Origin of the sequence: Aquabacterium humicola (genome assembly GCF_030167915.1) — a bacterium.
GTDB lineage: Bacteria > Pseudomonadota > Gammaproteobacteria > Burkholderiales > Burkholderiaceae_C > Pseudaquabacterium > Pseudaquabacterium humicola.
Window position 1 is genome coordinate 150,021 of the sequence record NZ_JARGNB010000009.1, and the last position, 22,864, is coordinate 172,884.

The window sequence follows — 22,864 nt, forward strand, 5'->3', positions numbered from 1 at the left end:
CCGTGGCCGCGGCGCCGGCCACGCGTCTGGCCGCGCTGGTCGAGATGCTGCGCGACACCCAGTGGCTGCCGGCGCAGCGGCTGCGCGCGGGCCAGATGCAGCAGCTCGCGGCGCTGCTGCAGCATGCCTTCGAGGCGAGTGAATTCCATCGCGAGCGCCTGAGCTCGGTCGGCTACCGCCGCGGCTCGCCGGTCACGCCCGCGCTGCTGGCCGCACTGCCGGTGCTGACGCGCTCGGAGGTGCAGGACCACCGCGCCGCGATCGAATGCCGACGGCTGCCCGCAGGCCACGGCGAGCCGATCCCGATCGAGTCGTCCGGTTCCACCGGCGCGCCGGTGCGCGTGCTCGGCAGCGGCCTCACGAAGTTGTTCTGGAACGCGCTGACGGTCCGCTCCCACGAGTGGAACCGCAGCGACCTGAAGGCGCTGGCGGCGGTCATCAACTTCTTCCCGAAGCTGCCGCCGGGCGGGGCCCGACGGCCGGACTGGGGTCCGCCGATGAACCGGCTGTTCCAGACCGGGCCCTGCGTCGGCATGCACATCGTCACGCCGGTCGACGTGCAGGCGCGCTGGCTGATCGCCCAGCAGCCGACCTACCTCGTCACGCATCCGACCAACGCGATGGCCCTGGCCGAATGGTTCCTGGCGCACGGCGAGCGCCTGAGCCACCTGCGCGAGGTCCGCACGATGAGCGAGGCCCATCCTGCCGATCTGCGGCAAGCCTGCCAGTCCGCCTGGGGCGCGCGCGTCGCCGACCTCTACAGCTCGCGCGAAGCCGGGATCATGGCGATCGAGTGCCCGCACAGCGGCCTGTACCACGTGCAGTCCGAGCACCTGATCGTCGAGGTACTGCGTGACGACGGCAGCCCGTGCGAACCAGGCGAGCTGGGTCGCGTCGTCGTGACCAACCTGCACAACTACGCGTTCCCGCTGCTGCGCTACGACGTCGGCGACCTCGCGGAACCGGGGCCGCCCTGCGGCTGCGGCCGGCACCTGCCGACGCTGCGACGCATTGCCGGGCGCATCCGCAACATGCTGGTGCTGCCGAACGGCCAGACCCTGTGGCCGTCGATCGCCGGCCTGAAGATGGGGCGCGCCGCACCGATCCGCCAGTTCCAGGTGGTGCAGACCAGCCTGCGCGAGGTCCAGGTGCTGCTGGTCGCCGACGCCCCGCTGGATGCAGCACAGGCGCAGACCGTGCGCGACATCGTCGCCGAGGCGCTGGTGCACCCCTTCGAGATCACGCTGTCCTATCGGGACGCGATCCCCCGCGCCGCCAGCGGCAAGTTCGAGGAGTTCAAGTCGCTGGTGCCAGCGCCGGGTCGCGGCACGACGTGAGGTGCTCGGCGTAGCTCATGCGCGGCAGGACGTCCGGGTCGCCATGATCGTGGTGATCGATCGGCAGCACGAATCCATCGGCGGCCGGCGACACGTAGCGGGCCATCGCCGAGACGAGCCAGAACCCGTGGCCGGCATCGAAGGTGTGCGCGGTCCAGGCCGGCCAGTAGATCAGGTCGCCCTCCTGCACCGGACACACCAGCATCCGGGGACGCCCATCCACCTGGCGCGCGACGTAGAGCGTGGCGCGCCCCCGCGTGATCAGCGAGATGCGCCCGGAGTCGTGCAGGTGGGGCGCGCGGTTGCGGCTGCTCAGCGAGCCCTCCTGGACCTGCTCCGCCGGCGCCTGGATGTGGATGGCGCCCGGCAGTCCGGGACGGCCGACCAGCCATTGGCTGCGAAAATCCAGGTCCGGCGCATCCTTGGCGTAACCCGCGTCGATCGATTGCTGCAGGGCACGCTCGCGCAGCCAGGCCGCCGTTTGGGGCGCTGACTCGATGAAGCGGCCGCTCGCCCAGCGCTGCGCGACCATGGCCTCGAATTCATCGGCCGCCAGTGTCTGGCCGAGCATGCGAGAAAAGAAGTCGGCAGCCCATCGATCCGCGGGAGGTGAAGGGACCGGCGCGGGTGCGTCGAGCGGCACGGAGTTCGAACTCATAGGACAGGAGTGAGATGGCAACCCAATGGCAGGTCGAATCGGCAGCGCGCCGCCTCGGCGGGACCGCATTGTCGCCGGACCGCGGTGGTTACACCCTGACCATGCGCGAATGCGCCGGTGCCGACGAGTGCATCGCCGCCGTTCGCGACGCCGCCCCGATGGCGCCGGCGCGTGCGCTGCATGTCGGCTGGGGCAGCTTCAGGAACCTGGACCTCGCCGCCGCCGCGCGCGTGGCAGCGCTGCTGCTGCTCGACGTCAACGAACACCAGTTCCGCGTGTGGCGTGCCGTCGCCCAGGTGCTGCCGGACAGCCGCAGCGCCGCGGACTTCATCGATCGCGTCGCGGTGGCGCTGCCGAACGAGCCGCGCCTGCGCCAGTTCGGCACCGATACGCGCCGCTGGCTTCGCGGCGACCTCGAGCGTCCCGGCAGCTGGCTCTTCGAAGGCGACCCCGATGGCTTCCGGCGCGTGCGCGAGCTGTTCATGTCCGGCCAGGTCGCCACCGCGGCGCTGGACCTGCGCGACGGCGCCGGCATGGCCCGCCTCGAGGCCGAGCTCGGCCTGGCCGCTCACGATGGATGGCAGCTGGAAACCACCTACGTCTCGAACATCCCGTGGATGCTCGCCCAGCCGGTCGGATTCTTCGGCGAGCAACATGGCACGCTGGGCGGCGAACGATCGGTGCTGGAAGCGGCACGCGAACACCTCGCGCCCGTCGCCATGCGCAGTCGCCGCGTGGTGTCGGCGATGCACCTTCGCGCGGACGCGAGTGCGGACAACCTGCAATGGCAGACCGAACTGCTGAACCCCGCGGACTTCCTCGAGCCCGCGCGCTGGCGCGTCCTGACGACGCCTTAGGGCAGCCCGTGCCGGTCGTGCAGCGCGTGGGCCAGCGTCGACAGGTCGACGTATTCCAGGTCGCTGCCGGCCGGCACGCCGCGGGCGAGCCGCGTCACCGACAGGCCGCGCGCCTTCAGCGCCTGCGACAGCACATGCGCGGTGGCCTCGCCCTCGGCGCTGAAGCCGGTGGCCAGGATCACCTCCTGCACCACGCCGTCACCCACGCGCTCCAGCAGCGGATGCGCGCCGATGTCGCGCAGTCCCACGCCGTCCAGCGGCTTCAGCCGCCCCATCAGCACGAAGTACAGGCCGCGGTAACTGCCGGTGCGCTCGAGGGCGGCCAGGTCGGCCGGTGTCTCGACGACCATCAGCTGGCGCACGTCACGCGCCGGATCGAGGCAGGTGCGGCACACCGGCGCCTCGGTGAAGGTGTGGCAGCGCTGGCAGTGGCCGATGCCCTCGGCCGCGGCGCGCAACGCGCCGGCCAGGCGCAGGGCCCCTTCGCGGTCGTGCTGCAGCAGGTGGAATGCCATGCGCTGAGCCGACTTCACGCCCACGCCGGGCAGGCGGCGCAGCGCGTCGATCAGCGCCTCGAGGCTGGCTTCGCCCACCGGCTCAGCCGCCGCCGGGCCGCCCCAGGGCGGCTGACGCCCCCTCGGGGGGCAGGAGCGAAGCGACGTGGGGGTCCCAGCCGCCGCCGGGCCGCCCCAAGGCGGCTGAGCCTCGCAGGCCGCGCCGGTCCTTGCGGACCAGCCGTTCGCCAGGCGAGGACAGTCCGCTGGACTGTCCTCGTCCGGGCTCACCCCCCTCGGGGGGCAGGAGCGAAGCGACGTGGGGGTCCATTCAGAACGGGAACTTCATGCCGGGAATCTGCGGCATGCCCGCGGTCAGGCGACCCATCTTCTCCTGCGTCGTCGTCTCGACGCGGCGCACCGCGTCGTTGAACGCCGCGGCGACGAGGTCTTCCAGCATGTCCTTGTCGTCGGCCAGCAGGCTCGGATCGATGGTCACGCGCTTGACGTCGTGCTTGCAGGTCATCTGGACCTTCACCAGTCCCGCGCCGGACTGGCCTTCGACCTCGATCGTCGCCAGCTCTTCCTGCGCCTTGCGCAGGTTGTCCTGCATCGCCTGGGCCTGCTTCATCAGCCCGGCGAGTTGGTTCTTCATCATGGTCGGTGCTTCCTGCGTTCGGTGAAGGGTCGCCGCGTCGCCGGCGCCACGGCTCAGGCCGTGGGCGGCTGCTGCGGCTTGATCGTGCCCGGCACGATGCGGGCGGTACGGAACTGTGCCATCAAGGCGCGCACGGCCGGGTCGTCGCGGATCAGGCGCTCGGCGTCCCGCTGCGCAGCTTCGCGCTCGGCGATGTCGCGTCGGGCGATCGAATCCACGGCGACGCCGGCCTCGACCTGCAGGCGCAGCGCATGGCCCAGCGCCGGCTCGAGCGCCGCCTGCAGCTTGTCGCGCAGCGCCGGCGTGCGCAGCGTCTCGCGCTCCACGCGCAGGCGCCAGGTCGCGATGCCGTCGATGATCTCGGTGCCGATCAATTCGGCCTGGAGGGCGAGCTCCCGCACCAGCGCCGTGATCGCCCCGGCGGCGATCAGCGGCCGCAGCGCGGCGACCCAGCGGTCGCCGAGCGCGGTGGTGCGCACGACCGTCGGTGCCGGAGGCGAAGGCGCGCGGTGATCCTCGGCCTCGTCCATCGCGGGCTCCGGGACCGCGCCCGCCGCCGCGGAATAGTCCGGCAGGGGTTCGTCGACCCACGGGGGCGGCTCCGGAGGGGCGACCGGCTTCGAAGCGGCGGGCGCCACCGGCGCGGGCGCGGGCGCGGGCGTGGCCGGAACCGGTGCGGCGACCGGCGACTTCGGCAGCGGCCTCGCCACCACGGGGCGCGGCGGCGTCGACAGCCGGGCCTCGCGGGGCGTGGCCTGCAGCGGCACGGCGCGCATCGGCGTGGGTGCCGGGGCAGGACCGGACGGCGGGAATGCGAGCAGCCGAAGCAGCACCATCGTCAGTGCCGCGTAGTCGTCGGACAGCAGGCTCAGCTCGGCCCGGCCATGCACGACGATGCTGTACAGCAGCTGCGTCTCGTCGGCCGGCATCTGCGCCGCGAGGGCACGTGCGCCGGCGACGTCGGGATCGTTGTCGTCGAGCGCCCCGGGCACCGCCTGCTCGACGGCCATCTGCTGCAGCAGCGCGGCCATCTCCTCGAGCGTGCCGGCGGCCGACAAGCCGTGCTGGCGCAGCGCATCGACGGTCGCCAGCACCGACGCCCCGTCGCGCGTGGCCAGCGCCTCGACCAGCCGGGCGGCATGGCGGCGGTCGACGCTGCCGAGCATCGTGCGCACGCCGGCCTCCTCGAGTCGGCCACCGCCATAGGCGATCGCCTGGTCGGTCAGCGACAGCGCGTCGCGCATCGAGCCGCGCGCGGCCCGCGACAGCAGGCGCAGCGCGCCGGCATCGGCCGGCACGCCCTCGGCCTCGAGCACGGCCTGCAGGTGGCCATGCACGACCTCGGGCGCCATCGGCCGCAGGTTGAACTGCAGGCAGCGCGACAGCACCGTCGGCAGCATCTTCTCCGGGTCGGTCGTCGCCAGCACGAACTTCAGGTACTCCGGCGGCTCCTCCAGCGTCTTCAGCAGCGCGTTGAACGCGTCCTTGGTCAGCTGGTGCGCCTCGTCGATCATGAAGACCTTGAAACGGCCGACGCTGGGCTTGTAGGCCGCGCGTTCGATCAGGTCGCGGATCTCGTCGATGCTGCGGTTCGACGCCGCGTCGAGCTCGATGTAGTCGATGTAGCGGTCGGCATCGATCTCGGTGCAGGCCTGGCACTGGCCGCAGGGCTGCGCGGTGACGCCGCCCTGCCCGTCGGGGCCGGTGCAGTTCAGGCTCTTCGCGAGGATGCGGCTGACGGTCGTCTTGCCAATGCCGCGGGTGCCGGTGAACAGGTAGGCATGGTGCAGCCGGCCGGTGGCGAGTGCATTGCCCAGGGCCTGCACGACATGCTCCTGGCCGACCATCTGTTCGAAGCAGCGGGGTCGGTACTTGCGGGCCAGGACGACGTGGGACATGCGCTTCATTCTACGGGCCGGGTCCGCGGCGGCCGGCGGGCGCGCAGGAGGCGTCGCCGATAATCGCGCGATGAATGCGACCCCTTCCGAGACCGGCCAAGGCACGCTCAGCTACGAGCAGGCCGGCGTCAACTACGATCTGATCGACCCGCTGAAGGTCAGCGCCCAGCGGGCCGCGGCCGCCACCGCGACGCTGCTGTCGCGACACGGCTTCTCCGAAGTCGCCGCGTCGCGCGGCGAATCGGCCTACGTCGTCGACGTCGGCCCGTTCTACATCGCGTCGATCGTCGAGTGCCTCGGCTCGAAGGCCCTGGTGGCCGACGAGATGGCCGCGCTCACCGGCCGCAGCTGGTACGACGGCATCGCGCAGGACACCATCGCGATGGCGGTCAACGACCTGATCACCGTCGGCGCGACGCCGCTGGTCGTGCAGGCCTACTGGGCGGCAGGCGGCTCGGACTGGTTCGGCGATGCCGAGCGCGCACAGGCGCTGGTCGCGGGCTGGAAACGCGCCTGCGAGGTCTGCGGCGTGGCCTGGGGCGGCGGCGAGACGCCCGCACTGGCCGGCATCGTCGAAGGGGGCCGCATCGATCTGGCGGCCTCCTGCACCGGGCTGATCAATCCGAAGCAGCGGCTGTCGGTCGGCGAGCGGCTGGCACCCGGCGATGCCATCGTGCTGCTCGATTCGAGCGGCATCCATGCCAACGGCCTGAGCCTCGCGCGCAAGCTGGTCGAGCGGCTGCCGAACGGCTGGCTGACCGAAGTGGCGCCGGGCCTCGGCTACGGCGCGGCGCTGCTGGCGCCGACGACGCTGTATTCGCCGGTCACCGAAGCGCTGTGGCAGGCCGGCATCGTTCCGCACTACTGCGCCAACATCACCGGCCACGGCTGGCGCAAGCTGCTGCGGCATCCCGGCGCGTTCACCTACCGCATCGACACGCTGCCGCCGGTGCCGCCGGTGCTGTCGTTCATCCAGCGCGAGGCGAAGCAGGACGACCGCGAGGCCTACAGCACGCTGAACATGGGCGCCGGCTTCGCGCTCTTCGTCGCGGCGGACGACGCGGCACGCTGCGTCGAGATCGCGCAGGCGCAAGGCATCGACGCACGCGTCGCGGGCCGGATCGAAGCGGGTCCGAAGCGCCTGCTGATCGAGCCGCTGGGCATCACCTTCGGCGACGAAGACCTGCAGCTGCGCTAGCCCGGCGCCGCGCCACGAGAGGCCTGTCCCGCCGGGTGGTCGGGCCGCCTCGCCTACAATCGTTCGTGACGGGCCTCCTCGCATGGAAGCGCGGCCAACCGGGTCAGGTCGGGAACGAAGCAGCCCTAACCGTTGCGACCAGTGCCGAGGGCAAGGCTCGTCACCCTCACCAGCGTCAGCGCACCGTGCCATCCGAGTGCAGCATCGGCGCAACGCTTTGAGCGCGTGGTAACGCGCGGCGACCTCGCGACGTCAACCCGCCCCCACCTGCGACGTTAAGATCATGGAGGTAGTGCTGCGCCCCTTCCGTGCATCGAGTTTCGAGCGGGCGTCTTGGCTCTTTCCCTCGAATCCAACCAGGAGTTGCTGATGAAGATGAAGACTGCTCTCTCGCTGATCGCCACCGTGGCCGCCGCGATGGTCGCCCAAGCCGCCTACGCGCAAGCCGCCTCGTCGCCGAGCCGTGCCGAAGTGAAGGCCGAGGCCAAGAAGGCCGTCAAGGAAGGCAAGACCGCCGCTGGCGAAGCCACGCCGGGCGCCGCGCCGGCCGCGACCGGCAAGAGCGACAAGGCCCGTGCCGACGTGAAGGCCGAGACCAAGGCCGCCGTCAAGGAAGGCAAGACCCCGAAGGCTGGCGAAGCCACCCCGGCCGCTGCCACGGCCACGGGCACGTCCGACAAGGCCCGCGCCGACGTGAAGGCCGAGACCAAGAAGGCCGTCAAGGAAGGCACCACTCTGCCGGCCGGCGAAGCCACCAAGAAGTGATTCCGGGTCGGGCATCGCCCGACATGCGAAACGGCCGCCCTCGGGCGGCCGTTTGCTCTTGGCGGCCAGCAGGCCGTCAGCCGGCCTGCCGGAAGGCCATCACGGCCTGATTGCGCAGCGTGCGCAGCAGCGCCAGCTCGCGCTCGCCGAGCTCCAGCGCGCCAGGCGCCGCCTTGTCGCCGTAGATCAGTGCGAACGGCGCGTTCTTCATCGACATCGGCAGCAGCACGAAGGATGCGGCATGGACCTGTGTCGGATACCAGGCCGGCAGCCGCTGCGCGATGTGCGGCGCCAGCGCATCGGTGATCAGCGTGTCGACGTTCTTCAGGCACACCGCTGCGAAGAGATCCGGCGCGACGCTGCGCTTCAGGTCGACGCGGAAGACCTTGGCCACCGCCTCCACCTGGTGGCCGAGGCCGAAACGGCCGACCATCGTGTCGGTCTTCGGGTCGCGCAGACAGAAGACGACGCGCTGGAACCCCAGGCCGCGGTACATCGTCTCGAGGATCATGCGCAGCACCTCGTTGAGCTTGAACTGCTCCGAGGCCATGGAGTTCGTGATGTCCTGGATGCCCGCGGCCAGCATCTCGACGACGCGTTCGGGCGCCACGCTGGCACCCGCCCCCGTGCTCACGACGGCCGCGGCGGCTTTCGCCGGGTCCAGCGGCTGTGTGGCCTGCAACTCGTAGGGTGACAGCGAATCGCCGGCGTCCTTCGGCGCGCGTTCGGCCGCTGCGGCGGCCGCCGCGGCCACCTTCGACGTGACGGCTTTCGGCAGCTGCAGACCCATCGCCGGCGCCAGCTGCGCCAGGCGCTGCTGCGCGGCGGTGACCGCTGCCTGCAGTTCCTTCGCACCGATCGCCAGCACCTTGCCGAAACGCTCGCTGATCGCTGCCAGCTTGCCGGCCACCTGGTCCGGCTCGGCGTTCAGCAACACGTCGGCCGTCTCGTTGGCCGCCGCAGCCAGCCAGCGCAGGCGCTCGGGGCCACGTTCGGCGGCACGGCTCGGCGGGTCTCCACCGGGGCGATGCATGCAGCGTTGCAGATTGTCCGGCAGGCCCCAGGCGCGCGCGACGCCCAGGCCGAGCTGCTCGAAGCCGATGCCGAGTACACGCTCGGAGACGCTTTCCGCGGAAGGCCCGGGTCCGTCGGCGCGCCCCGCAGTCGTCTGCAGTTGCTCCCGGATGGTCTGTGCTTCCTCGGGGAAGTAGTACTCGGTCAGCAGGCGACCGAGGTTGTGGAACATCGCGCCGAGGAAGGCCTCCTCCGCGTCACGGGCCATCGGCGTCAGCTCGGTGGCCAGCTGTCCGGCCATCAGCGAACGCAGGAACTCGCCGCGCAGGCGCTGCGCATGGCCCTTGTCCTTCATGTGCTCCAGCAGCACCAGCGACAGCGCCATGTTGCGGATGCCGGCGAAGCCGACCAGCGCAACCGCGCGCGACACCGTGCTGATCGTGCCGCCGCCCGCGCTGCTGAAGTGCACGGTGTTGACCATGCGCAGCAGCTTGTTGGTCAACGCGACGTCCTTCAGGATCTCGTTGGCCAGGCTGTTCAGGTTCTCCTTTTCGGAGGTCGCGATGCGCTGAATGCGCACCACCGAATCGGACAGGGTCGGGAAGTCGCTTTTGTGGCGCATGCGCCGCAGCAGGAAGTCGAGCGTGCCGCTGGCGTTGGCAGCGGCGGCGGCCGCATCGGCCTGCGGCTGCAGCCAGGCTTGAAGCGCATCGCGCATCGCGCCCGCGCCGTCGTAGCGCAAGGCCGCATCGCGTGCGAGGGCCCGTTGCACGATCGCCCGCAGACCGTCATCGACCTGCACGCTGTCGGGCAGCCGCATGTCTTCGTTGACGATGCGATGGAGCGCGCGGTACGGGTCGCGCTCGCGCAGCATCGGCGTGCCGGTCAGCAGTTCGGCGAACAGCATGCCGGATGCGAAGACATCCATCACCGGCGACGGCGGCAGGCCGCGCGCGGCCTCCGGCGACATGTAGCCCGGCGTGCCGACGATGCGGCCGTCGCCGCTGTCGGCCACCCGCGCCGCGATGCCGAAGTCCATCACCCGCGCGCGCCCCTCGCCGTCGAGCAGGATGTTCGATGGCTTCAGGTCCCGGTGCACGATGCCCTGCTCGTGGGCCGTGCGCAGCGCGTCCAGCACGCCGACCATCAATGTCGCGGCTTCGCGCGGCGGCAGCGCACCGTTGCGCTTCAGGCGATCGGCCAGCGTGCGGCCGCGCACCAGTTCGAATACGAGGTAGGGCTGGCCGGCGTGTTCATCGGCCTCGAAGACCGGCACGATGTTCGGATGCGACAGGCGGCTGACCGCACGCGCTTCGTGCAGCCACTGACTGACCGCCAGCGTATCGGCGTCCGGACTCAGCAGCTTCAGCGCGACGTCGCGGTCGAGCCGCTCGTCGTGGGCAAGCCAGACCGTCGCCTGCGCGCCGCGGCCGAGCTCCTCGCCCAGGCGGAAGCGGCCGATTCGCCGTCCGTCGCGGGCCACCACGGCCGTGCTGTTCAATTCAGGCTCCCGAGCTGCGACGCACGGGCGCCAGGATCGTCGTCGCTGCCTGGCCGGATGCCTTGCGCGGCCAGCTGGATCTCGCGCAGCGTGATGCCGAGCGCACGGGCGTAACGCTGCGCAATGCGCTGCAGGCCGCTGACCTGCTGGGCTGGCGGCAGTCCACCGAGGTCGACCACCTCGTTGGCACAACAGGCGGCCAGGCGCAGCACTTCGTCGTCGGTGTCCGCGGAGCGGATCGGGCTGTTCGGCGCCACGCGGCGGATCATGTGCATCACGGCGTCGTCCAGGCCCCATTGGCGGGCCACGGCCGCGCCCAGGCTTTCGACGTCGGTGCCGAGCACGGCGAAGGCGGCGCCCTCTTCGCTCATGCCAGGTTCGTCGGGCTCGCCGGCCTTTGCCGCCGGCGCCGGCTGCATCAGGCGGCGGATCTGCTGTGCCTCGTCCGGGAAGTGGTACTGCACGACCAGGCGCCCCAGGTTCTGCATCAGCGACAGCAGGAACACCACTTCGGCGTCGTAGCCGGGTGGCCGCAGCCACTGGGCGATGCGCCCGGCACGGCGCACGCGTTCGAGCAGCCGATCGAGCTCGTCGGCCTGCTGCTCGCTCAGGGCGCCGGGCCAGGGCCGCAGCGACAGCGCCGCGCGGCGCACGCCGTCGAGCCCCATCATGGCGATCGAGCGTCGCACCGTCAGCACCGGTCCGCTGCCCGCGGCCATTGCCGCGCGGACCTGCGCGCTGTTGACCATGCGGATCATCTCGAAGGCCAGCGCGGTGTCCTGCAGCACGATTTCGGCAAGCTCGTTGGTGCGCTCGCGTTCCATCAGCGCCAGCCGGGCCGCCCGCGCGGCTCCCCCGGGCACCGCCGGCAAGACGCCGTTGGCACGGATCCGGTCCGCCAGTTGCGCGAGCGGTCCGCCACCCTGTCCGCCCTGGGTCGACAGCCAGCCCTCGAGCGCATGCGCGAAGGTCCGCGCATTGCGGTAGCGCTGCCGTTCCTGGCGATCGGTCGATCGGTTGACGATCGCGCGCAAGGCTTCGGGAATCTGATGCACCGTGCTCCACGGCAGACGCACCATGTCGCGCCCCTGCGGTGGCAGGCGTTCGATCACGGCCGCGACATCCGGCTGGTCGAGCGCCGCTGCGCCCGACAGCGCCTGGTGCAGCACGATGCCGAAGGCGAGCACGTCGCGCTCGGCCGCGAGCCGGTGCGCCTGGAGGCTGCCGGGAATCGCCACGCCGTCGGTCGGCGCGAGCGCGACGCCCAAGCCCATCACGCGGCAATGTCCGGTTTCGCCGATCAGCAGCATGCACGGCTGCAGGTCCTGGTGCGAGGCACCCGCCTCATGCGCGAACGCCAGCCCCTGCAAGGCCTGCAATGCGCGCGGAACGATCTCCAGCGCCGGCAGGCCCTTGCCGGTCAGCGTCTCGGACAGCGTGGCGCTGTTGCCACGGTCGTAAGTGATGTAAGGCCACTGCTCGACCTCGCCGATCTCGACGACATGCGCCAGCGACGGATGGTCGACGCGCGCGGCCTTGCGGGCGGCCTCCCGCCAGCGATCCAGCCCCTCGGCATCCGCGGGACGGTTGCGCGGCATCGCGAGCACGAGGTCCTGTCCGTTGCGCGGGTCGGCCACCTGCCAGAGCATCGTGCGTACGCTCTTGCCGATCAGCTGCAGGAGCTGAAAGCGGCCGAAGTGACGCACCGCCTGAGGGCGGGACGCTGGAGGCTGAACGGTGGTGGGCGAAGGCATCGCAAGTATGGACAGCGGTGCCCCGATTGGATCAAAGGGCCGAGGCGCCCGATGACCGGAACAGGCCCGGGATAGCGCACCAGATCACGGGGCGGGCACGTTCATACCCACGCCGGCCGACGGCATCGGCGTGCGGGCGAGGCCGCTACCCAGGCCGGGCGCGAACGTCTATCGCAGCGATAGCGTTACAGCCACGGGCCGTGGCCGGTGGGGCCAAGCCCTTTATGTCAGAATTCTCGAAGGCCCTCTTTCGGGGCCTCTCCCCCGAGGAACCGCGATGAGCAGTGAACTGATCAAGGAAGTCACCGACCAATCGTTCGACGCCGAGGTCCTGAAGTCCGAGACCCCCGTGCTGGTGGACTACTGGGCCGAATGGTGCGGCCCGTGCAAGATGATTGCGCCGATCCTGGACGAGACGGCCAAGGAGTTCAACGGCCGCCTGCAGATCGCGAAGCTCAACGTCGATGACAACCGCGACGTGCCCGCGAAGTACGGCATCCGCGGCATCCCGACACTGATGCTCTTCAAAGGCGGCCAGCTCGCGGCAACGAAGGTGGGCGCCCTGTCGAAAGCCCAGTTGACGGCCTTCCTGCAGCCGCACCTATAATTCGCCCCATTGCAGCGGGTGGTGACGCCACAAGCGCGCCCCCGCCGCCGCAGGATCTGCCACCACGCTGCCGGCACAGCCGGCTCTCGACAGAACGCGTGGTTCCGGCCCCAACCCCAGCGCATCGTCTTTTCTCCGCCGCGCGCGGAGCTGTTGCTGCAGCGGTTCGTGCCTCGACATCCGGCCCCAAGCGACCCTGGCAAGGCGCCCGGCTCACCACCCCAGGGTGATTCCCCCTTATGCATCTTTCCGAACTGAAGGCGCAACACGTCTCCGAGCTCATCAAGATGGGCGAAGCGCTGGAGATCGACAACGTCGCTCGCATGCGCAAGCAGGAGCTGATGTTCGCCATCATGAAAAAGCGCGCCAAGGGCGGCGAACAGGTGTTCGGCGACGGCGTGCTCGAGGTGCTGCCGGATGGCTTCGGCTTCCTGCGCTCGATCGACACCAGCTACATGGCGTCGACCGACGACATCTACCTGTCGCCGAGCCAGATCCGCCGCTTCAACCTACACACCGGCGACATGATCGAAGGCGAGGTGCGGGTCCCCAAGGACGGCGAGCGCTACTTCGCGCTCGTGAAGGTCGACCGCGTGAACGGCCTGACGCCCGAGGAGAGCAAGCACAAGATCATGTTCGAGAACTTGACGCCGCTCTTCCCGAAGGAGCCGTTCAAGCTCGAGCGCGACATCAAGAACGAAGAGAACATCACCAGCCGCATCATCGACCTGATCGCGCCGATCGGCAAAGGCCAGCGCGCGCTGCTGGTCGCGCAGCCGAAGACCGGCAAGACGGTGATGATGCAGCACATCGCGCATGCGCTCGTCGCCAACCATCCCGAGATCCACCTGATCGTGCTGCTCGTCGACGAGCGGCCCGAGGAAGTGACCGAGATGCAGCGCACGGTGCGCGGCGAGGTCATCAGCTCGACCTTCGACGAGCCGGCCGCGCGCCACGTGCAGGTGGCCGAGATGGTCATCGAGCGCGCGAAGCGCCTGGTCGAGCTGAAGAAGGACGTCGTGATCCTGCTCGACTCGATCACCCGCCTCGCCCGCGCCTACAACAACGTGCTGCCGTCCTCCGGCAAGGTGCTCACCGGTGGTGTCGACGCCAACGCGCTGCAGCGCCCGAAACGCTTCTTCGGCGCCGCGCGCAACGTCGAGGAAGGCGGCTCGCTGACCATCATCGGCACCGCGCTGATCGACACCGGCAGCCGCATGGACGAGGTGATCTACGAAGAGTTCAAGGGCACCGGCAACTGCGAGATCCACCTCGATCGCCGCATGGCCGAGAAGCGCGTCTACCCGTCGATCCTGATCAACAAGTCAGGCACGCGGCGCGAGGAGATGCTGCTGAAGCCGGAGATCCTCCAGAAGACCTGGATCCTGCGCAAGCTGCTCTATCCGATGGACGAGATCGAGGCGATGGAGTTCATCCTCGACAAGATGAAGTCGAGCAAGAACAACCTGGACTTCTTCGACATGATGCGGCGCGGCGGGTGATTCCGCCGTCAGGCTATAATTTCGGGTTTTCCGCTTCTGGCGGTTCCGCTTATCGTGGTTCCGCTCCTGGTAAGTGCGCACGCATGGTGCGGCGTGGCTGCCAACACACCCGGCGAGGTTTCGTATGAAAGAAGGCATCCACCCCAACTACCGCGAAGTCTGCTTCGTGGACCTGTCCAACGGTTTCAAGTTCGTCACCCGCTCGACGGTGCAGACCAAGGAAACCGTCAAGATGGACGACGGCCGCGAGCTGCCGCTGGTGAAGCTGGAAACGACCAGCGAAACCCACCCGTTCTACACGGGCACGCAGAAGAGCATCGACAACCTCGGCGGCCGCGTCGAGAAGTTCCGCAACAAGTTCGCGCGCGTCGGTCTGGCCAAGAAGTCGGCCTGATCCAGACTTCCGTGCACACGGACAACAGGGCAGCCTCGGCTGCCCTTTTTGCTGCCCGCTCGGGCATCATCGACCGGTGACGACCCCGCTGCCCAACCCCGCGCTGGTCACGCGCGAGGCCGCACGCCGCCTGCCGCGACTGGCGCTGCTGCTGTTCTGCGCGTCGTACGTGCTGCCGGGCCTCTTCGGCCGCGATCCTTGGCGCGGCGCCGACCTCAACGCGTTCGGTCAGATGCTGGCGCTGGCCGAAGGCCGCGCGTCCTGGCTGGCGCCGGCGCTGGGCGGCGTGCCGACCGGTGCCTCGCTGCTGCCGCACTGGATCGGCGGATCGGCCATCGCGTTGAGCTCCCCCTGGCTCGACCCGGCGCTGGCCGCGCGGCTGCCTTTCGCGCTGCTGCTGGCGCTGACACTGGTGGCCGCCTGGTACGCCGCGTTCCACCTGGCCCGCACCGAATCGGCGCAGCCGCTGCCGTTCGCGTTCGGCGGCGAGGCTGATCCGGCGGACTACGCACGGGCCATCGCCGATGGCGCGCTGCTCGCGCTGATCGCTTCGCTCGGACTGCTGCAGTTGGGTCATGAAACCACCCCGGAGCTGGCCCAGCTCGCGGCACTGGCCTGCTTCCAGTGGGGGCTGTCGGCCGCCCTGCATCGACCGCCGGGTTGGCAGATCGGCGTCGGCGTCCTGCTGTCGCTGCCCGCGTTGGCGGCGAGCGACGCGCCGGCCATGGCACTGGCCATCGGCATCGGCAGTCTCGTGCTGAGCTGGCGATCGTCGCTGCCGACCTTGCGCGCGATGCTGCCCTGGCTCGGCGCGGCCACCCTGCTGGCCGCGCTCGTCGCCTGGCCGGTCCATGCCTGGCGCTGGCGCGCCACACCGTTGATCGATCCGGTGCAACTGGTTCGCCTGGTGGCATGGTTCCTCTGGCCGGCCTGGGCACTGACACTGTGGACGCTGTGGCGCTGGCGTCGCCATCTCCTGCAACTGCACCTGGCCATCCCGCTGCTGTCGGTGACCGTCTCGCTGGCCACCTGTGTCCTGATGGGGGGATCCGACCGCGCCCTGATGCTGGGCCTGCCGGGGCTCGCGATCCTGGCGGCCTTCGCACTGCCGACGCTGCACCGGAGCACCGCGGCCGGCATCGACTGGTTTTCGGTCTTCTTCTTCTCGCTCTGCGCCCTGACCATCTGGGTGATCTACATCGCGATGCAGACCGGCTTCCCGGAGAAACCGGCCGCCAACGTGCAGCGTCTCGCGCCCGGTTTCCACGCCCCGCGCTCGGTCCTCGCCATCGCAGTCGCGCTGCTCGGCACGGCCGCATGGGTCTGGCTCGTGCGCTGGCGAACCGGCCGGCACCGTGCGGCGCTGTGGAAGAGCCTGGTGCTGCCGGCAGGTGGTGTCGCGCTGTGCTGGCTGCTGCTGATGACGCTGTGGCTGCCGCTGCTGGACTACGGCCGCAGCTACCGCCCCGCGATGGAGCGGCTTCAGCGCTGGTTGCCTGCCGGAGCTTGCGTCGCGGCTCCCGGTGCCACGGCATCGGTGGTCGCTGCCCTGGAGTACCACGCCCGCCGCAGCGTCGACGCATCGCCGGACGCCGCGCGAGGTCGCTGCAGCACTCTGGTGATCGTGCACCGGGGGCCGATGCAGCCGGTGGTGCCCGCCGGCTGGCGGGAGATCGCCAGGGAGCGCCGGCCGACCGATCGCAACGAGTGGCTGCTGGTCTATCGCCGCATCTGAGCGGCCAGGTCGTTCGTCAAGCCGCCTTTGCGGCGTCGGCCAGGCGTTGCGCCCACTGGGAAGCCTGCGCGCCGTCGCTCGCCTCGACCATCACCCGCAGCACCGGCTCGGTGCCCGATGCGCGAATCAGCACCCGGCCTTCACCACCGAGCGCGACCTCGGCCGCCTTCGCCTCCCCCACCAGGCGCTGGTTCTGCTTCCAGTCGGACATGCCTGCGAGTCGCACATTGATCAGCGTCTGCGGGAACAGCGCGACGCCGGCCAGCAAGTCGGCCAGCGAGGCCTGCGCGCGCTGCGTCGCCTGCAGCACCTGCAGCGCGCTGACGATGCCATCGCCGGTGGTGTGCTTGTCCAGCGCCAGCAGATGGCCCGAGCTCTCGCCGCCGAGCAGCCAGCCGCGCGCCACCAGTTCCTCGAGCACATAGCGGTCGCCGACCTTGGCGCGCACAAGCTCGACGCCGCGGCGCTTCAGCGCGACCTCGATGCCCATGTTGCTCATCAGCGTGCCGACCGCGCCGGGCACGGCCTGGCCCTGCGCCAGCCGGTCGGCGACCATCGCGTACAACAATTCGTCGCCGTTGAAGAGCCGGCCGGACCGATCGACCAGCTGCAGGCGGTCGGCATCGCCGTCGAGCGCGATGCCGTAGTCGGCGCCGTGCTGCTGTACGGCGGCGACCAGCGCCTGCGGTGCAGTCGCGCCCACGCCGTCGTTGATGTTGACGCCGTCGGGGCTGCAGCCGATGCAGATCACCTCGGCGCCGAGCTCGTGGAAGACGTCCGGCGCCACGTGGTAGGCGGCGCCATGCGCCGCATCAATGACCACCTTCAACCCACGCAGCGACATGTCGTTGCCGACGGTGCTCTTGCAGAACTCGATGTAGCGGCCTTGCGCATCGTCGACGCGGCGGGCCTTGCCGAGCGTCGCCGCATCGGCCCATTGCGGAGCCTCCTCGAGCGCGGCCTCGACCGCCAGTTCCCACTCGTCGGGCAGCTTCTCGCCCTTGGCGGAGAAGAACTTGATGCCATTGTCCTGGTAGGGGTTGTGCGACGCGCTGATCACCACGCCGAGGTCCAGGCGCAGCGCACGGGTCAGGTAGGCGACGCCCGGCGTCGGCAGCGGACCGGTCAGCAGCGTGTCGACGCCCGCCGAGGCCAGGCCAGCCTCGAGCGACGACTCGATCATGTAGCCCGAGATCCGCGTGTCCTTGCCGATCAGCACGGTCGGCCGCTGCGTCGAGCGGCGAAGCACCCGCCCGACGGCGTGCCCCAGCTTCAACATGAAGTCGGGCGTGATCGGGTCCTTGCCGACCTCGCCGCGGATGCCATCGGTGCCGAAATAGCGTCGAGCCATGCTGTTTTCCTGTTCTGTCCTAACGCGACAGGCCAGCGGCCTGCCAGACCTTCAATGCATCGACGGTCGCGGCAACGTCGTGCACCCGCACGATGCGTGCGCCGCGCTGCACGGCGGCAAGCGCGGCGGCCACGCTCGCCGCCAAGCGGTCGTCGACCGTGCGTCCGGTGAGCGCGCCCAGCGTCGACTTGCGCGACCATCCCACCAGCAGCGGCCGGCCGATGGCGAGCAACTCGGCCTGCCGTTCCAGCAGCAGCCAATTGTGCTCGGGCGACTTGCCGAATCCGATGCCCGGATCCAGCACGATGCGTTCCAATGCCACACCGGCGGCGAAAACCGTATCCAGGCGTTGCCGAAGGAAGGTCGTGACCTCGTCGATGACGTCGGCGTAGCGCGTGTCGGCCTGCATCGTGCCGGGCTCGCCGCGCATGTGCATCAGGCAAACGCCGGCACCCGACCCGGCGACGGTTTCCAGCGCGCCGGGCCGCTGCAGCGCCCGCACGTCGTTGACGATGTCAACGCCGAAGTCCAGCGCGGCACGCATCACCTCGGGCCGGCTCGTATCGACCGACACCGGCCGGCCGAGCGTGACCGCATGCCGCAGCACCGGCAGCACGCGCGCGAGTTCCTCGTCGACCGTCGGCTGCCCGGCACCGGGACGGGTCGACTCGCCGCCGATGTCCAGGATGTCCGCGCCCTCGTCCACCAGCTGCTCGCAATGCCTCATCGCCCGCGATGCATCGAGGTAGCGGCCGCCGTCGGAGAACGAATCGGGCGTCGCATTGATGATGCCCATCACCAGCGGCCGCGAAAGCTCGAGCGTGAAGCGGGTGGTCTGCCAACGGTCTTGCATCACCAATGAAGACGGGGCCTTGCGGCCCCGTCGTGTCTTGTCGTCGTTCGCTGCGTGCTCAGGCGGCGGTCGCCGGTGCACCGTCGGTGCTGACCGGCGGGGTCGGGCCGCTCGGGCGGGCCGACGGCGGCGTCCAGTCCTTCGGCGGCCGCGGCGGCTTGCCGTTCATGATGTCGTCGAGCTGCTCGCCGTCGATGGTTTCCCACTCCAGCAGCGCACCGGCCATCGCGTGCATCTTGTCCTGGTTGTCCTCGATCAGCTTGCGCGCGATCGCGTACTGCTCATCGATGATGCGGCGGACCTCGATGTCCACCTTCTGCATCGTGTCCTCGGACATGTTGGTCGTCTTGGTCACCGAGCGGCCGAGGAAGACCTCGCCCTCGTTCTCGGCATAGACCATCGGACCGAGCTTCTCGCTCATGCCGTAGCGCATCACCATGTCACGCGCCATCTGCGTCGCGCGCTCGAAGTCGTTCGACGCACCGGTGGTCATCTGATGCATGAACACCTCTTCGGCGATCCGGCCGCCGAACAGCATGCTGATCTGGTTCAGCATGAAGTCGCGGTCGTAGCTGTAGCGGTCCTTCTCGGGCAGCGACAGCGTGACGCCGAGCGCCCGGCCGCGCGGGATGATGGTCACCTTGTGCACCGGGTCGAGCTTGGGCAGCAGGCGGCCGATCAGCGCATGGCCGGCCTCGTGGTAGGCGGTGTTGCGGCGCTCGTTCTCGTCCATCACCATGGACTTGCGCTCGGTGCCCATCATGATCTTGTCCTTGGCGCGCTCGAAGTCGATCATCTCGACGACGCGGGCGTTGCGGCGGGCGGCGAACAAGGCCGCCTCGTTGACCAGGTTGGCGAGGTCGGCGCCGGAGAAGCCCGGCGTGCCGCGCGCGAGGATGTCGGCCCGGATGTCCTGGCCGATCGGCACCTTGCGCATGTGCACGTTCAGGATCTGCTCGCGGCCGCGGATGTCCGGCAGCGTGACGTAGACCTGGCGGTCGAAGCGGCCCGGACGCAGCAGCGCGGGGTCGAGGATGTCCGGACGGTTGGTCGCGGCCATCACGATGACGCCGAGGTTGGTCTCGAAGCCGTCCATCTCGACGAGCATCTGGTTCAGCGTCTGCTCGCGCTCGTCATTGCCGCCGCCGAGGCCTGCACCGCGATGGCGGCCGACCGCATCGATCTCGTCGACGAAGATGATGCAGGGTGCGCTCTTCTTCGCCTGCTCGAACATGTCGCGCACGCGGGCCGCGCCGACGCCGACGAACATCTCGACGAAGTCGGAACCGGAGATCGAGAAGAACGGCACCTTGGCCTCGCCGGCAATGGCCTTGGCCAGCAGCGTCTTGCCGGTGCCCGGAGGGCCGACCATCAGCACGCCGCGCGGGATGCGGCCGCCGAGCTTCTGGAACTTCTGCGGGTCCTTCAGGAAGTCGACGAGCTCCTTGACCTCTTCCTTGGCCTCGTCGCAACCGGCGACGTCGGCGAAGGTGATCGAGTTGTTGCTCTCGTCGAGCATGCGCGCGCGCGACTTGCCGAAGCTGAAGGCGCCGCCCTTGCCGCCGCCCTGCATCTGACGCATGAAGTAGACCCACACGCCGATCAGCAGCAGCATCGGGCCCCAGCTGATCAGCAGGCTCATCAGCAGCGACGGCTCTTCGCGCGGCTTGACGTCGAACTTGACGTCGTTCTTGATCAGGTCGCCGACGAGGCCGCGATCGAGCGCGGTGGCGGTCGAGCGGATCTTCTTGTCATCGGTGGTCGTCGCGATGATCTCCGAGCTGCCGTAGCCCTCCTGCAGGGTCACGGACTTGACCCGACGGGCGCGCACCTCTTCGAGGAAGTCGGAGTACCCGATCTGCTGGCCTTGCGACACCCCGCGGTCGAACTGCTTGAACACGGTGAACAGCACGAGGGCGATCACCAGCCAAACAGCGACCTTCGAGAACCATTGATTGTTCACCGCGGCTCCTTTAGCCAATCCCTGACGTCGACGACACGCCCACCATGCACACCATGCACGCGCCGCCCGATGCGTGGGCAGATGGGGCCGATTCTATTCGAGTCAAGCCCGCACGAAGCTGACGCAAGACCGTGCAGAAACGAGGCAAATCAAGGTCAATTCGATCCAGTTTGACCGTTGCTCGCAGCGTCCGCACCACCCGGCGACGGGAACTTCAGACCGATGCCCACGAGAAAGGTTTCGGCCGATTTGTCACGCGATGCTTTGGGCTTGACGGGCTTCACGACGCGGAACGTCTTCTTGAAACGCTCGACCAGCTGGCTGTAGCCGCTGCCATGGAAGACCTTGGCGACCAGCGCACCGCCGGGCTTCAGGTGGGTCTGGCTGAATTCCAGCGCCAGCTCGATCAGATGCTCGATGCGCGCGGCATCCGACGACTCGATGCCGGAGAGGTTGGGCGCCATGTCCGACACGACCACGTCGACCGGGCGGCCGCCGACGGCCTCGTGCAGTGTCTGCAGCACCTCGTCCTCGCGGAAGTCGCCCTGGATGAAGTGCACCCCCTCGATCGGCTCCATCGGCAGGATGTCCAGCGCGATGATCGTGCCGTCGAGCTCCCCGACCGCCGCACCGCCGGCGCCCGCGTTCTTCGGCGCGAAGCGCCGCCGCAGGTACTGGCTCCAGGCCCCCGGCACGGATCCCAGGTCCACCACCACCTGGCCGGGCTTGATCAGCTGGAACGCCTCGTCGATCTCCTTCAGCTTGTACGCCGCGCGGGCCCGGTAGCCCTCCCTCTGCGCCATCTTGACGTAGGGGTCCGACAGGTGATCCTGCAGCCACGCCTTGTTGAGCTTCTTGCTCTTGGTCTTGATCTTCATTCGACTGGGGATAATACGAGGATGCCTGCACTCAAACTGACGCCCGCCGACCGCAAGGACAAGCGGGGCGAAGCCCATCACCTGGATCCGGTGGTGCTCATCGGCGCCGAGGGCCTGACGGCCGCGGTGCTGAAGGAAACCGACGCCGCGTTGAAGGCGCACGGCCTGATCAAGGTCCGCATGTTCTCCGACGACCGCGAGGAGCGCGAAGCCGCGCTGGTGAGGCTCGCCGACGCGCTGGGGGCAGCGCCGGTGCAGCACATCGGCAAGCTGCTGGTGCTGTGGCGGCCGCTGCCGGCAAAGGAAAAGGTCGAGCGCGAGGACCGCATGGCCGGTCCCCGCACCGTCAAGATCGTCAAGTTCTCGAAGAGCCCGAACCACCGCCCGCAGGTCAAGAAGGTCAAGGTCTTCGGCAACCAGCGCGTCACTGCCGGCGGCTCGATCAAGCGCGCCAAGGTCCGGACGACCAGCGTCAAGAAGAAGGCGCAGTCGGACTGACGCGCCAGGCCAGTACCAGCACGAGCAAGGTCTTCACGCCGAAGAAGGCCACGCTCACCGCGTGCAACTGGCCGAAGCTCAACGGGCCCTGCCCGGCCCGTGCGCCCGGCAGCAGCGGCTGCAGCCCGAAGTGACCGGCGATGGTGCAGAACAGCGTGCCGAAGAGCAGCAGCATCTCGGTGCTCACCACCGATCCCCGGCCGGCTTCGGCCACGTCACGCGCCCGGCGGCGTTCGACGATCAGGAGCAGCAGGCCCACGATCAGGCTGAGCCAGGCTTCCTGCACGAAGATGCGGCCGACCACCCGCCCGGCGTCGGCCGGCAGCAGGGTGGCGAACGGCGCCGGCGTCGCGATCAGCGCGACACACAGCAGCACGCCGGCCCACAGGCCCGGCAGCAGCCGCCGCAGCCGCTCGACGAGCATCAGATGTAGCGGACTTCGACGATCTCGTAGCGCTTGACGCCGCCCGGCGCCTGGACCTCCGCCACGTCCCCGGCTTCCTTGCCGATCATCGCGCGCGCGATCGGCGAGCTGATGGAGATCAGGCCCTTCTTCAGGTCGGCCTCGTCGTCGCCGACGATCTGGTAGGTCACTTCCTGGCCCGAGGCTTCCTCCTCCAGGTCGACCGTCGCGCCGAACACCACGCGCCCGCCGGCGTCGAGCGAGGTCGGATCGATGACCTGCGCGGCCGCCAGCTTGCTTTCGATCTCGAGGATGCGGCCCTCGATGAAGCCCTGCTTGTCCTTGGCCGCGTCGTACTCGGCGTTTTCGGACAGGTCCCCCTGCGCGCGGGCCTCGGCGATTGCCTGGATCACCGCGTGGCGCTCGACGGTCTTGAGCCGCTGCAGCTCTTCCTTGAGTTTTTCCGCGCCGCGCCTGGTCAGGGGAATGGTGGTCATGATCGAAATCGGGTCAGCCAAAAGAAACAAGCCGCCGGGGCCCGGAAGG

At 69.5% G+C, this 22,864-nt stretch carries 21 protein-coding genes and 1 other RNA gene; 10 read left to right on the top strand and 12 right to left on the bottom strand.

Annotated elements, in window-relative coordinates; all coding sequences use genetic code 11:
• The first annotated feature begins 2 nt into the window (after window positions 1–2).
• Entirely contained in the window at window positions 3–1,337 is a 1,335-nt protein-coding gene (locus P1K89_RS29075) for a phenylacetate--CoA ligase family protein (RefSeq protein ID WP_284620042.1), read from the top strand.
• Here the strand turns inward: P1K89_RS29075 and P1K89_RS29080 are convergent.
• Window positions 1,297–1,995, bottom strand: coding sequence for a cupin domain-containing protein (locus tag P1K89_RS29080; RefSeq protein ID WP_284620043.1), 699 nt, complete (start codon window positions 1,993–1,995; stop codon window positions 1,297–1,299). The two genes, P1K89_RS29075 and P1K89_RS29080, sit on opposite strands and share 41 nt — an antisense overlap.
• A 101-nt stretch (window positions 1,996–2,096) precedes the next feature.
• On the opposite strand from P1K89_RS29080, the gene P1K89_RS29085 reads away from it, so the two are divergent.
• The gene (locus P1K89_RS29085; RefSeq protein ID WP_284620044.1) at window positions 2,097–2,852 is read left to right on the top strand and encodes a hypothetical protein; all 756 of its coding nucleotides are present in this window, start codon (window positions 2,097–2,099) and stop codon (window positions 2,850–2,852) included.
• Here P1K89_RS29085 and recR read toward each other — a convergent pair.
• The 3 genes from recR to dnaX form a co-directional block, all read right to left on the bottom strand.
• Window positions 2,849–3,445, bottom strand: a complete 597-nt coding sequence (gene recR / locus P1K89_RS29090) for a recombination mediator RecR (protein ID WP_284620045.1) — start codon at window positions 3,443–3,445, stop codon at window positions 2,849–2,851. The two genes, P1K89_RS29085 and recR, sit on opposite strands and share 4 nt — an antisense overlap.
• 232 nt (window positions 3,446–3,677) lie before the next feature.
• Window positions 3,678–4,004 carry a YbaB/EbfC family nucleoid-associated protein gene (locus tag P1K89_RS29095; protein WP_284620046.1) on the bottom strand — a complete coding sequence of 109 codons (327 nt, stop codon included), beginning with the start codon at window positions 4,002–4,004 and terminating at the stop codon, window positions 3,678–3,680.
• Between the two features lie 53 nt (window positions 4,005–4,057).
• Window positions 4,058–5,902 carry a DNA polymerase III subunit gamma/tau gene (gene dnaX / locus P1K89_RS29100; RefSeq protein ID WP_284620047.1) on the bottom strand — a complete coding sequence of 615 codons (1,845 nt, stop codon included), beginning with the start codon at window positions 5,900–5,902 and terminating at the stop codon, window positions 4,058–4,060.
• A 70-nt stretch (window positions 5,903–5,972) separates the two neighbouring features.
• Between dnaX and P1K89_RS29105 the strand changes: the two genes are divergently transcribed.
• The 3 genes from P1K89_RS29105 (at window position 5,973) to P1K89_RS29115 (ending at window position 7,865) form a co-directional block, all read left to right on the top strand.
• A complete protein-coding gene (locus P1K89_RS29105; RefSeq protein ID WP_284620048.1) occupies window positions 5,973–7,100 on the top strand; it encodes an AIR synthase-related protein in 1,128 nt (375 codons plus the stop codon).
• A 67-nt stretch (window positions 7,101–7,167) separates the two neighbouring features.
• Window positions 7,168–7,265: signal recognition particle sRNA small type (gene ffs / locus P1K89_RS29110), an RNA gene on the top strand.
• Between the two features lie 204 nt (window positions 7,266–7,469).
• Complete coding sequence (locus P1K89_RS29115) at window positions 7,470–7,865, top strand: DUF4148 domain-containing protein (RefSeq protein WP_284620049.1); 396 nt, start codon at window positions 7,470–7,472, stop codon at window positions 7,863–7,865.
• A 76-nt stretch (window positions 7,866–7,941) separates the two neighbouring features.
• Here P1K89_RS29115 and P1K89_RS29120 read toward each other — a convergent pair whose 3' ends face one another.
• Both P1K89_RS29120 and P1K89_RS29125 read right to left on the bottom strand, forming a co-directional pair.
• A complete protein-coding gene (locus P1K89_RS29120) occupies window positions 7,942–10,380 on the bottom strand; it encodes a serine/threonine protein kinase (RefSeq protein ID WP_284620050.1) in 2,439 nt (812 codons plus the stop codon).
• Complete coding sequence (locus tag P1K89_RS29125; RefSeq protein WP_284620051.1) at window positions 10,377–12,134, bottom strand: serine/threonine protein kinase; 1,758 nt, start codon at window positions 12,132–12,134, stop codon at window positions 10,377–10,379. Before P1K89_RS29125 ends, P1K89_RS29120 begins: the two co-directional genes overlap by 4 nt.
• A gap of 277 nt (window positions 12,135–12,411) precedes the next feature.
• Between P1K89_RS29125 and trxA the strand changes: the two genes are divergently transcribed.
• The 4 genes from trxA (at window position 12,412) to P1K89_RS29145 (ending at window position 16,372) form a co-directional block, all read left to right on the top strand.
• The gene (trxA, locus tag P1K89_RS29130) at window positions 12,412–12,741 is read left to right on the top strand and encodes a thioredoxin TrxA (RefSeq protein ID WP_284620052.1); all 330 of its coding nucleotides are present in this window, start codon (window positions 12,412–12,414) and stop codon (window positions 12,739–12,741) included.
• A 239-nt stretch (window positions 12,742–12,980) separates the two neighbouring features.
• Window positions 12,981–14,243, top strand: coding sequence for a transcription termination factor Rho (gene rho / locus P1K89_RS29135; RefSeq protein ID WP_284620053.1), 1,263 nt, complete (start codon window positions 12,981–12,983; stop codon window positions 14,241–14,243).
• Between the two features lie 124 nt (window positions 14,244–14,367).
• The gene (locus tag P1K89_RS29140) at window positions 14,368–14,637 is read left to right on the top strand and encodes a type B 50S ribosomal protein L31 (RefSeq protein ID WP_284620054.1); all 270 of its coding nucleotides are present in this window, start codon (window positions 14,368–14,370) and stop codon (window positions 14,635–14,637) included.
• A 76-nt stretch (window positions 14,638–14,713) separates the two neighbouring features.
• Window positions 14,714–16,372 carry a hypothetical protein gene (locus P1K89_RS29145; RefSeq protein WP_284620055.1) on the top strand — a complete coding sequence of 553 codons (1,659 nt, stop codon included), beginning with the start codon at window positions 14,714–14,716 and terminating at the stop codon, window positions 16,370–16,372.
• A gap of 16 nt (window positions 16,373–16,388) precedes the next feature.
• On the opposite strand, the gene glmM is transcribed toward P1K89_RS29145, so the two are convergent.
• The 4 genes from glmM to P1K89_RS29165 form a co-directional block, all read right to left on the bottom strand.
• Complete coding sequence (glmM, locus tag P1K89_RS29150; RefSeq protein ID WP_284620056.1) at window positions 16,389–17,723, bottom strand: phosphoglucosamine mutase; 1,335 nt, start codon at window positions 17,721–17,723, stop codon at window positions 16,389–16,391.
• A gap of 19 nt (window positions 17,724–17,742) precedes the next feature.
• Window positions 17,743–18,576 (bottom strand): dihydropteroate synthase, encoded by an 834-nt coding sequence (gene folP, locus P1K89_RS29155; protein ID WP_284620057.1) that lies wholly within the window; start codon window positions 18,574–18,576, stop codon window positions 17,743–17,745.
• 58 nt (window positions 18,577–18,634) lie between these two features.
• A complete protein-coding gene (ftsH, locus tag P1K89_RS29160) occupies window positions 18,635–20,539 on the bottom strand; it encodes an ATP-dependent zinc metalloprotease FtsH (protein ID WP_284620058.1) in 1,905 nt (634 codons plus the stop codon).
• A 155-nt stretch (window positions 20,540–20,694) separates the two neighbouring features.
• Complete coding sequence (locus P1K89_RS29165; RefSeq protein ID WP_284620059.1) at window positions 20,695–21,417, bottom strand: RlmE family RNA methyltransferase; 723 nt, start codon at window positions 21,415–21,417, stop codon at window positions 20,695–20,697.
• A 21-nt stretch (window positions 21,418–21,438) separates the two neighbouring features.
• Here P1K89_RS29165 and P1K89_RS29170 point away from each other — a divergent pair, with 21 nt between their 5' ends.
• Complete coding sequence (locus P1K89_RS29170; protein ID WP_284620060.1) at window positions 21,439–21,915, top strand: YhbY family RNA-binding protein; 477 nt, start codon at window positions 21,439–21,441, stop codon at window positions 21,913–21,915.
• Here the strand turns inward: P1K89_RS29170 and P1K89_RS29175 are convergent.
• Complete coding sequence (locus P1K89_RS29175) at window positions 21,890–22,339, bottom strand: DUF4149 domain-containing protein (RefSeq protein ID WP_284620061.1); 450 nt, start codon at window positions 22,337–22,339, stop codon at window positions 21,890–21,892. The genes P1K89_RS29170 and P1K89_RS29175 overlap by 26 nt on opposite strands.
• A complete protein-coding gene (gene greA / locus P1K89_RS29180; protein ID WP_284620062.1) occupies window positions 22,339–22,815 on the bottom strand; it encodes a transcription elongation factor GreA in 477 nt (158 codons plus the stop codon). The genes P1K89_RS29175 and greA overlap by 1 nt, the downstream gene beginning before the upstream one ends.
• Window positions 22,816–22,864 lie beyond the last annotated feature (49 nt).

Bases quoted from the DNA above. Each gene is read 5' to 3' on its own strand.
- P1K89_RS29080 (WP_284620043.1), bottom strand. From the start codon at position 1,995: ATGAGTTCGAACTCCGTGCCGCTCGACGCACCCGCGCCGGTCCCTTCA.
- P1K89_RS29085 (WP_284620044.1), top strand. From the start codon at position 2,097: ATGCGCGAATGCGCCGGTGCCGACGAGTGCATCGCCGCCGTTCGCGAC.
- P1K89_RS29095 (WP_284620046.1), bottom strand. From the start codon at position 4,004: ATGATGAAGAACCAACTCGCCGGGCTGATGAAGCAGGCCCAGGCGATG.
- dnaX (WP_284620047.1), bottom strand. From the start codon at position 5,902: ATGTCCCACGTCGTCCTGGCCCGCAAGTACCGACCCCGCTGCTTCGAA.
- P1K89_RS29105 (WP_284620048.1), top strand. From the start codon at position 5,973: ATGAATGCGACCCCTTCCGAGACCGGCCAAGGCACGCTCAGCTACGAG.
- P1K89_RS29115 (WP_284620049.1), top strand. From the start codon at position 7,470: ATGAAGATGAAGACTGCTCTCTCGCTGATCGCCACCGTGGCCGCCGCG.
- P1K89_RS29125 (WP_284620051.1), bottom strand. From the start codon at position 12,134: ATGCCTTCGCCCACCACCGTTCAGCCTCCAGCGTCCCGCCCTCAGGCG.
- trxA (WP_284620052.1), top strand. From the start codon at position 12,412: ATGAGCAGTGAACTGATCAAGGAAGTCACCGACCAATCGTTCGACGCC.
- rho (WP_284620053.1), top strand. From the start codon at position 12,981: ATGCATCTTTCCGAACTGAAGGCGCAACACGTCTCCGAGCTCATCAAG.
- P1K89_RS29140 (WP_284620054.1), top strand. From the start codon at position 14,368: ATGAAAGAAGGCATCCACCCCAACTACCGCGAAGTCTGCTTCGTGGAC.
- glmM (WP_284620056.1), bottom strand. From the start codon at position 17,723: ATGGCTCGACGCTATTTCGGCACCGATGGCATCCGCGGCGAGGTCGGC.
- folP (WP_284620057.1), bottom strand. From the start codon at position 18,576: ATGCAAGACCGTTGGCAGACCACCCGCTTCACGCTCGAGCTTTCGCGG.
- P1K89_RS29165 (WP_284620059.1), bottom strand. From the start codon at position 21,417: ATGAAGATCAAGACCAAGAGCAAGAAGCTCAACAAGGCGTGGCTGCAG.
- P1K89_RS29170 (WP_284620060.1), top strand. From the start codon at position 21,439: ATGCCTGCACTCAAACTGACGCCCGCCGACCGCAAGGACAAGCGGGGC.
- P1K89_RS29175 (WP_284620061.1), bottom strand. From the start codon at position 22,339: ATGCTCGTCGAGCGGCTGCGGCGGCTGCTGCCGGGCCTGTGGGCCGGC.
- greA (WP_284620062.1), bottom strand. From the start codon at position 22,815: ATGACCACCATTCCCCTGACCAGGCGCGGCGCGGAAAAACTCAAGGAA.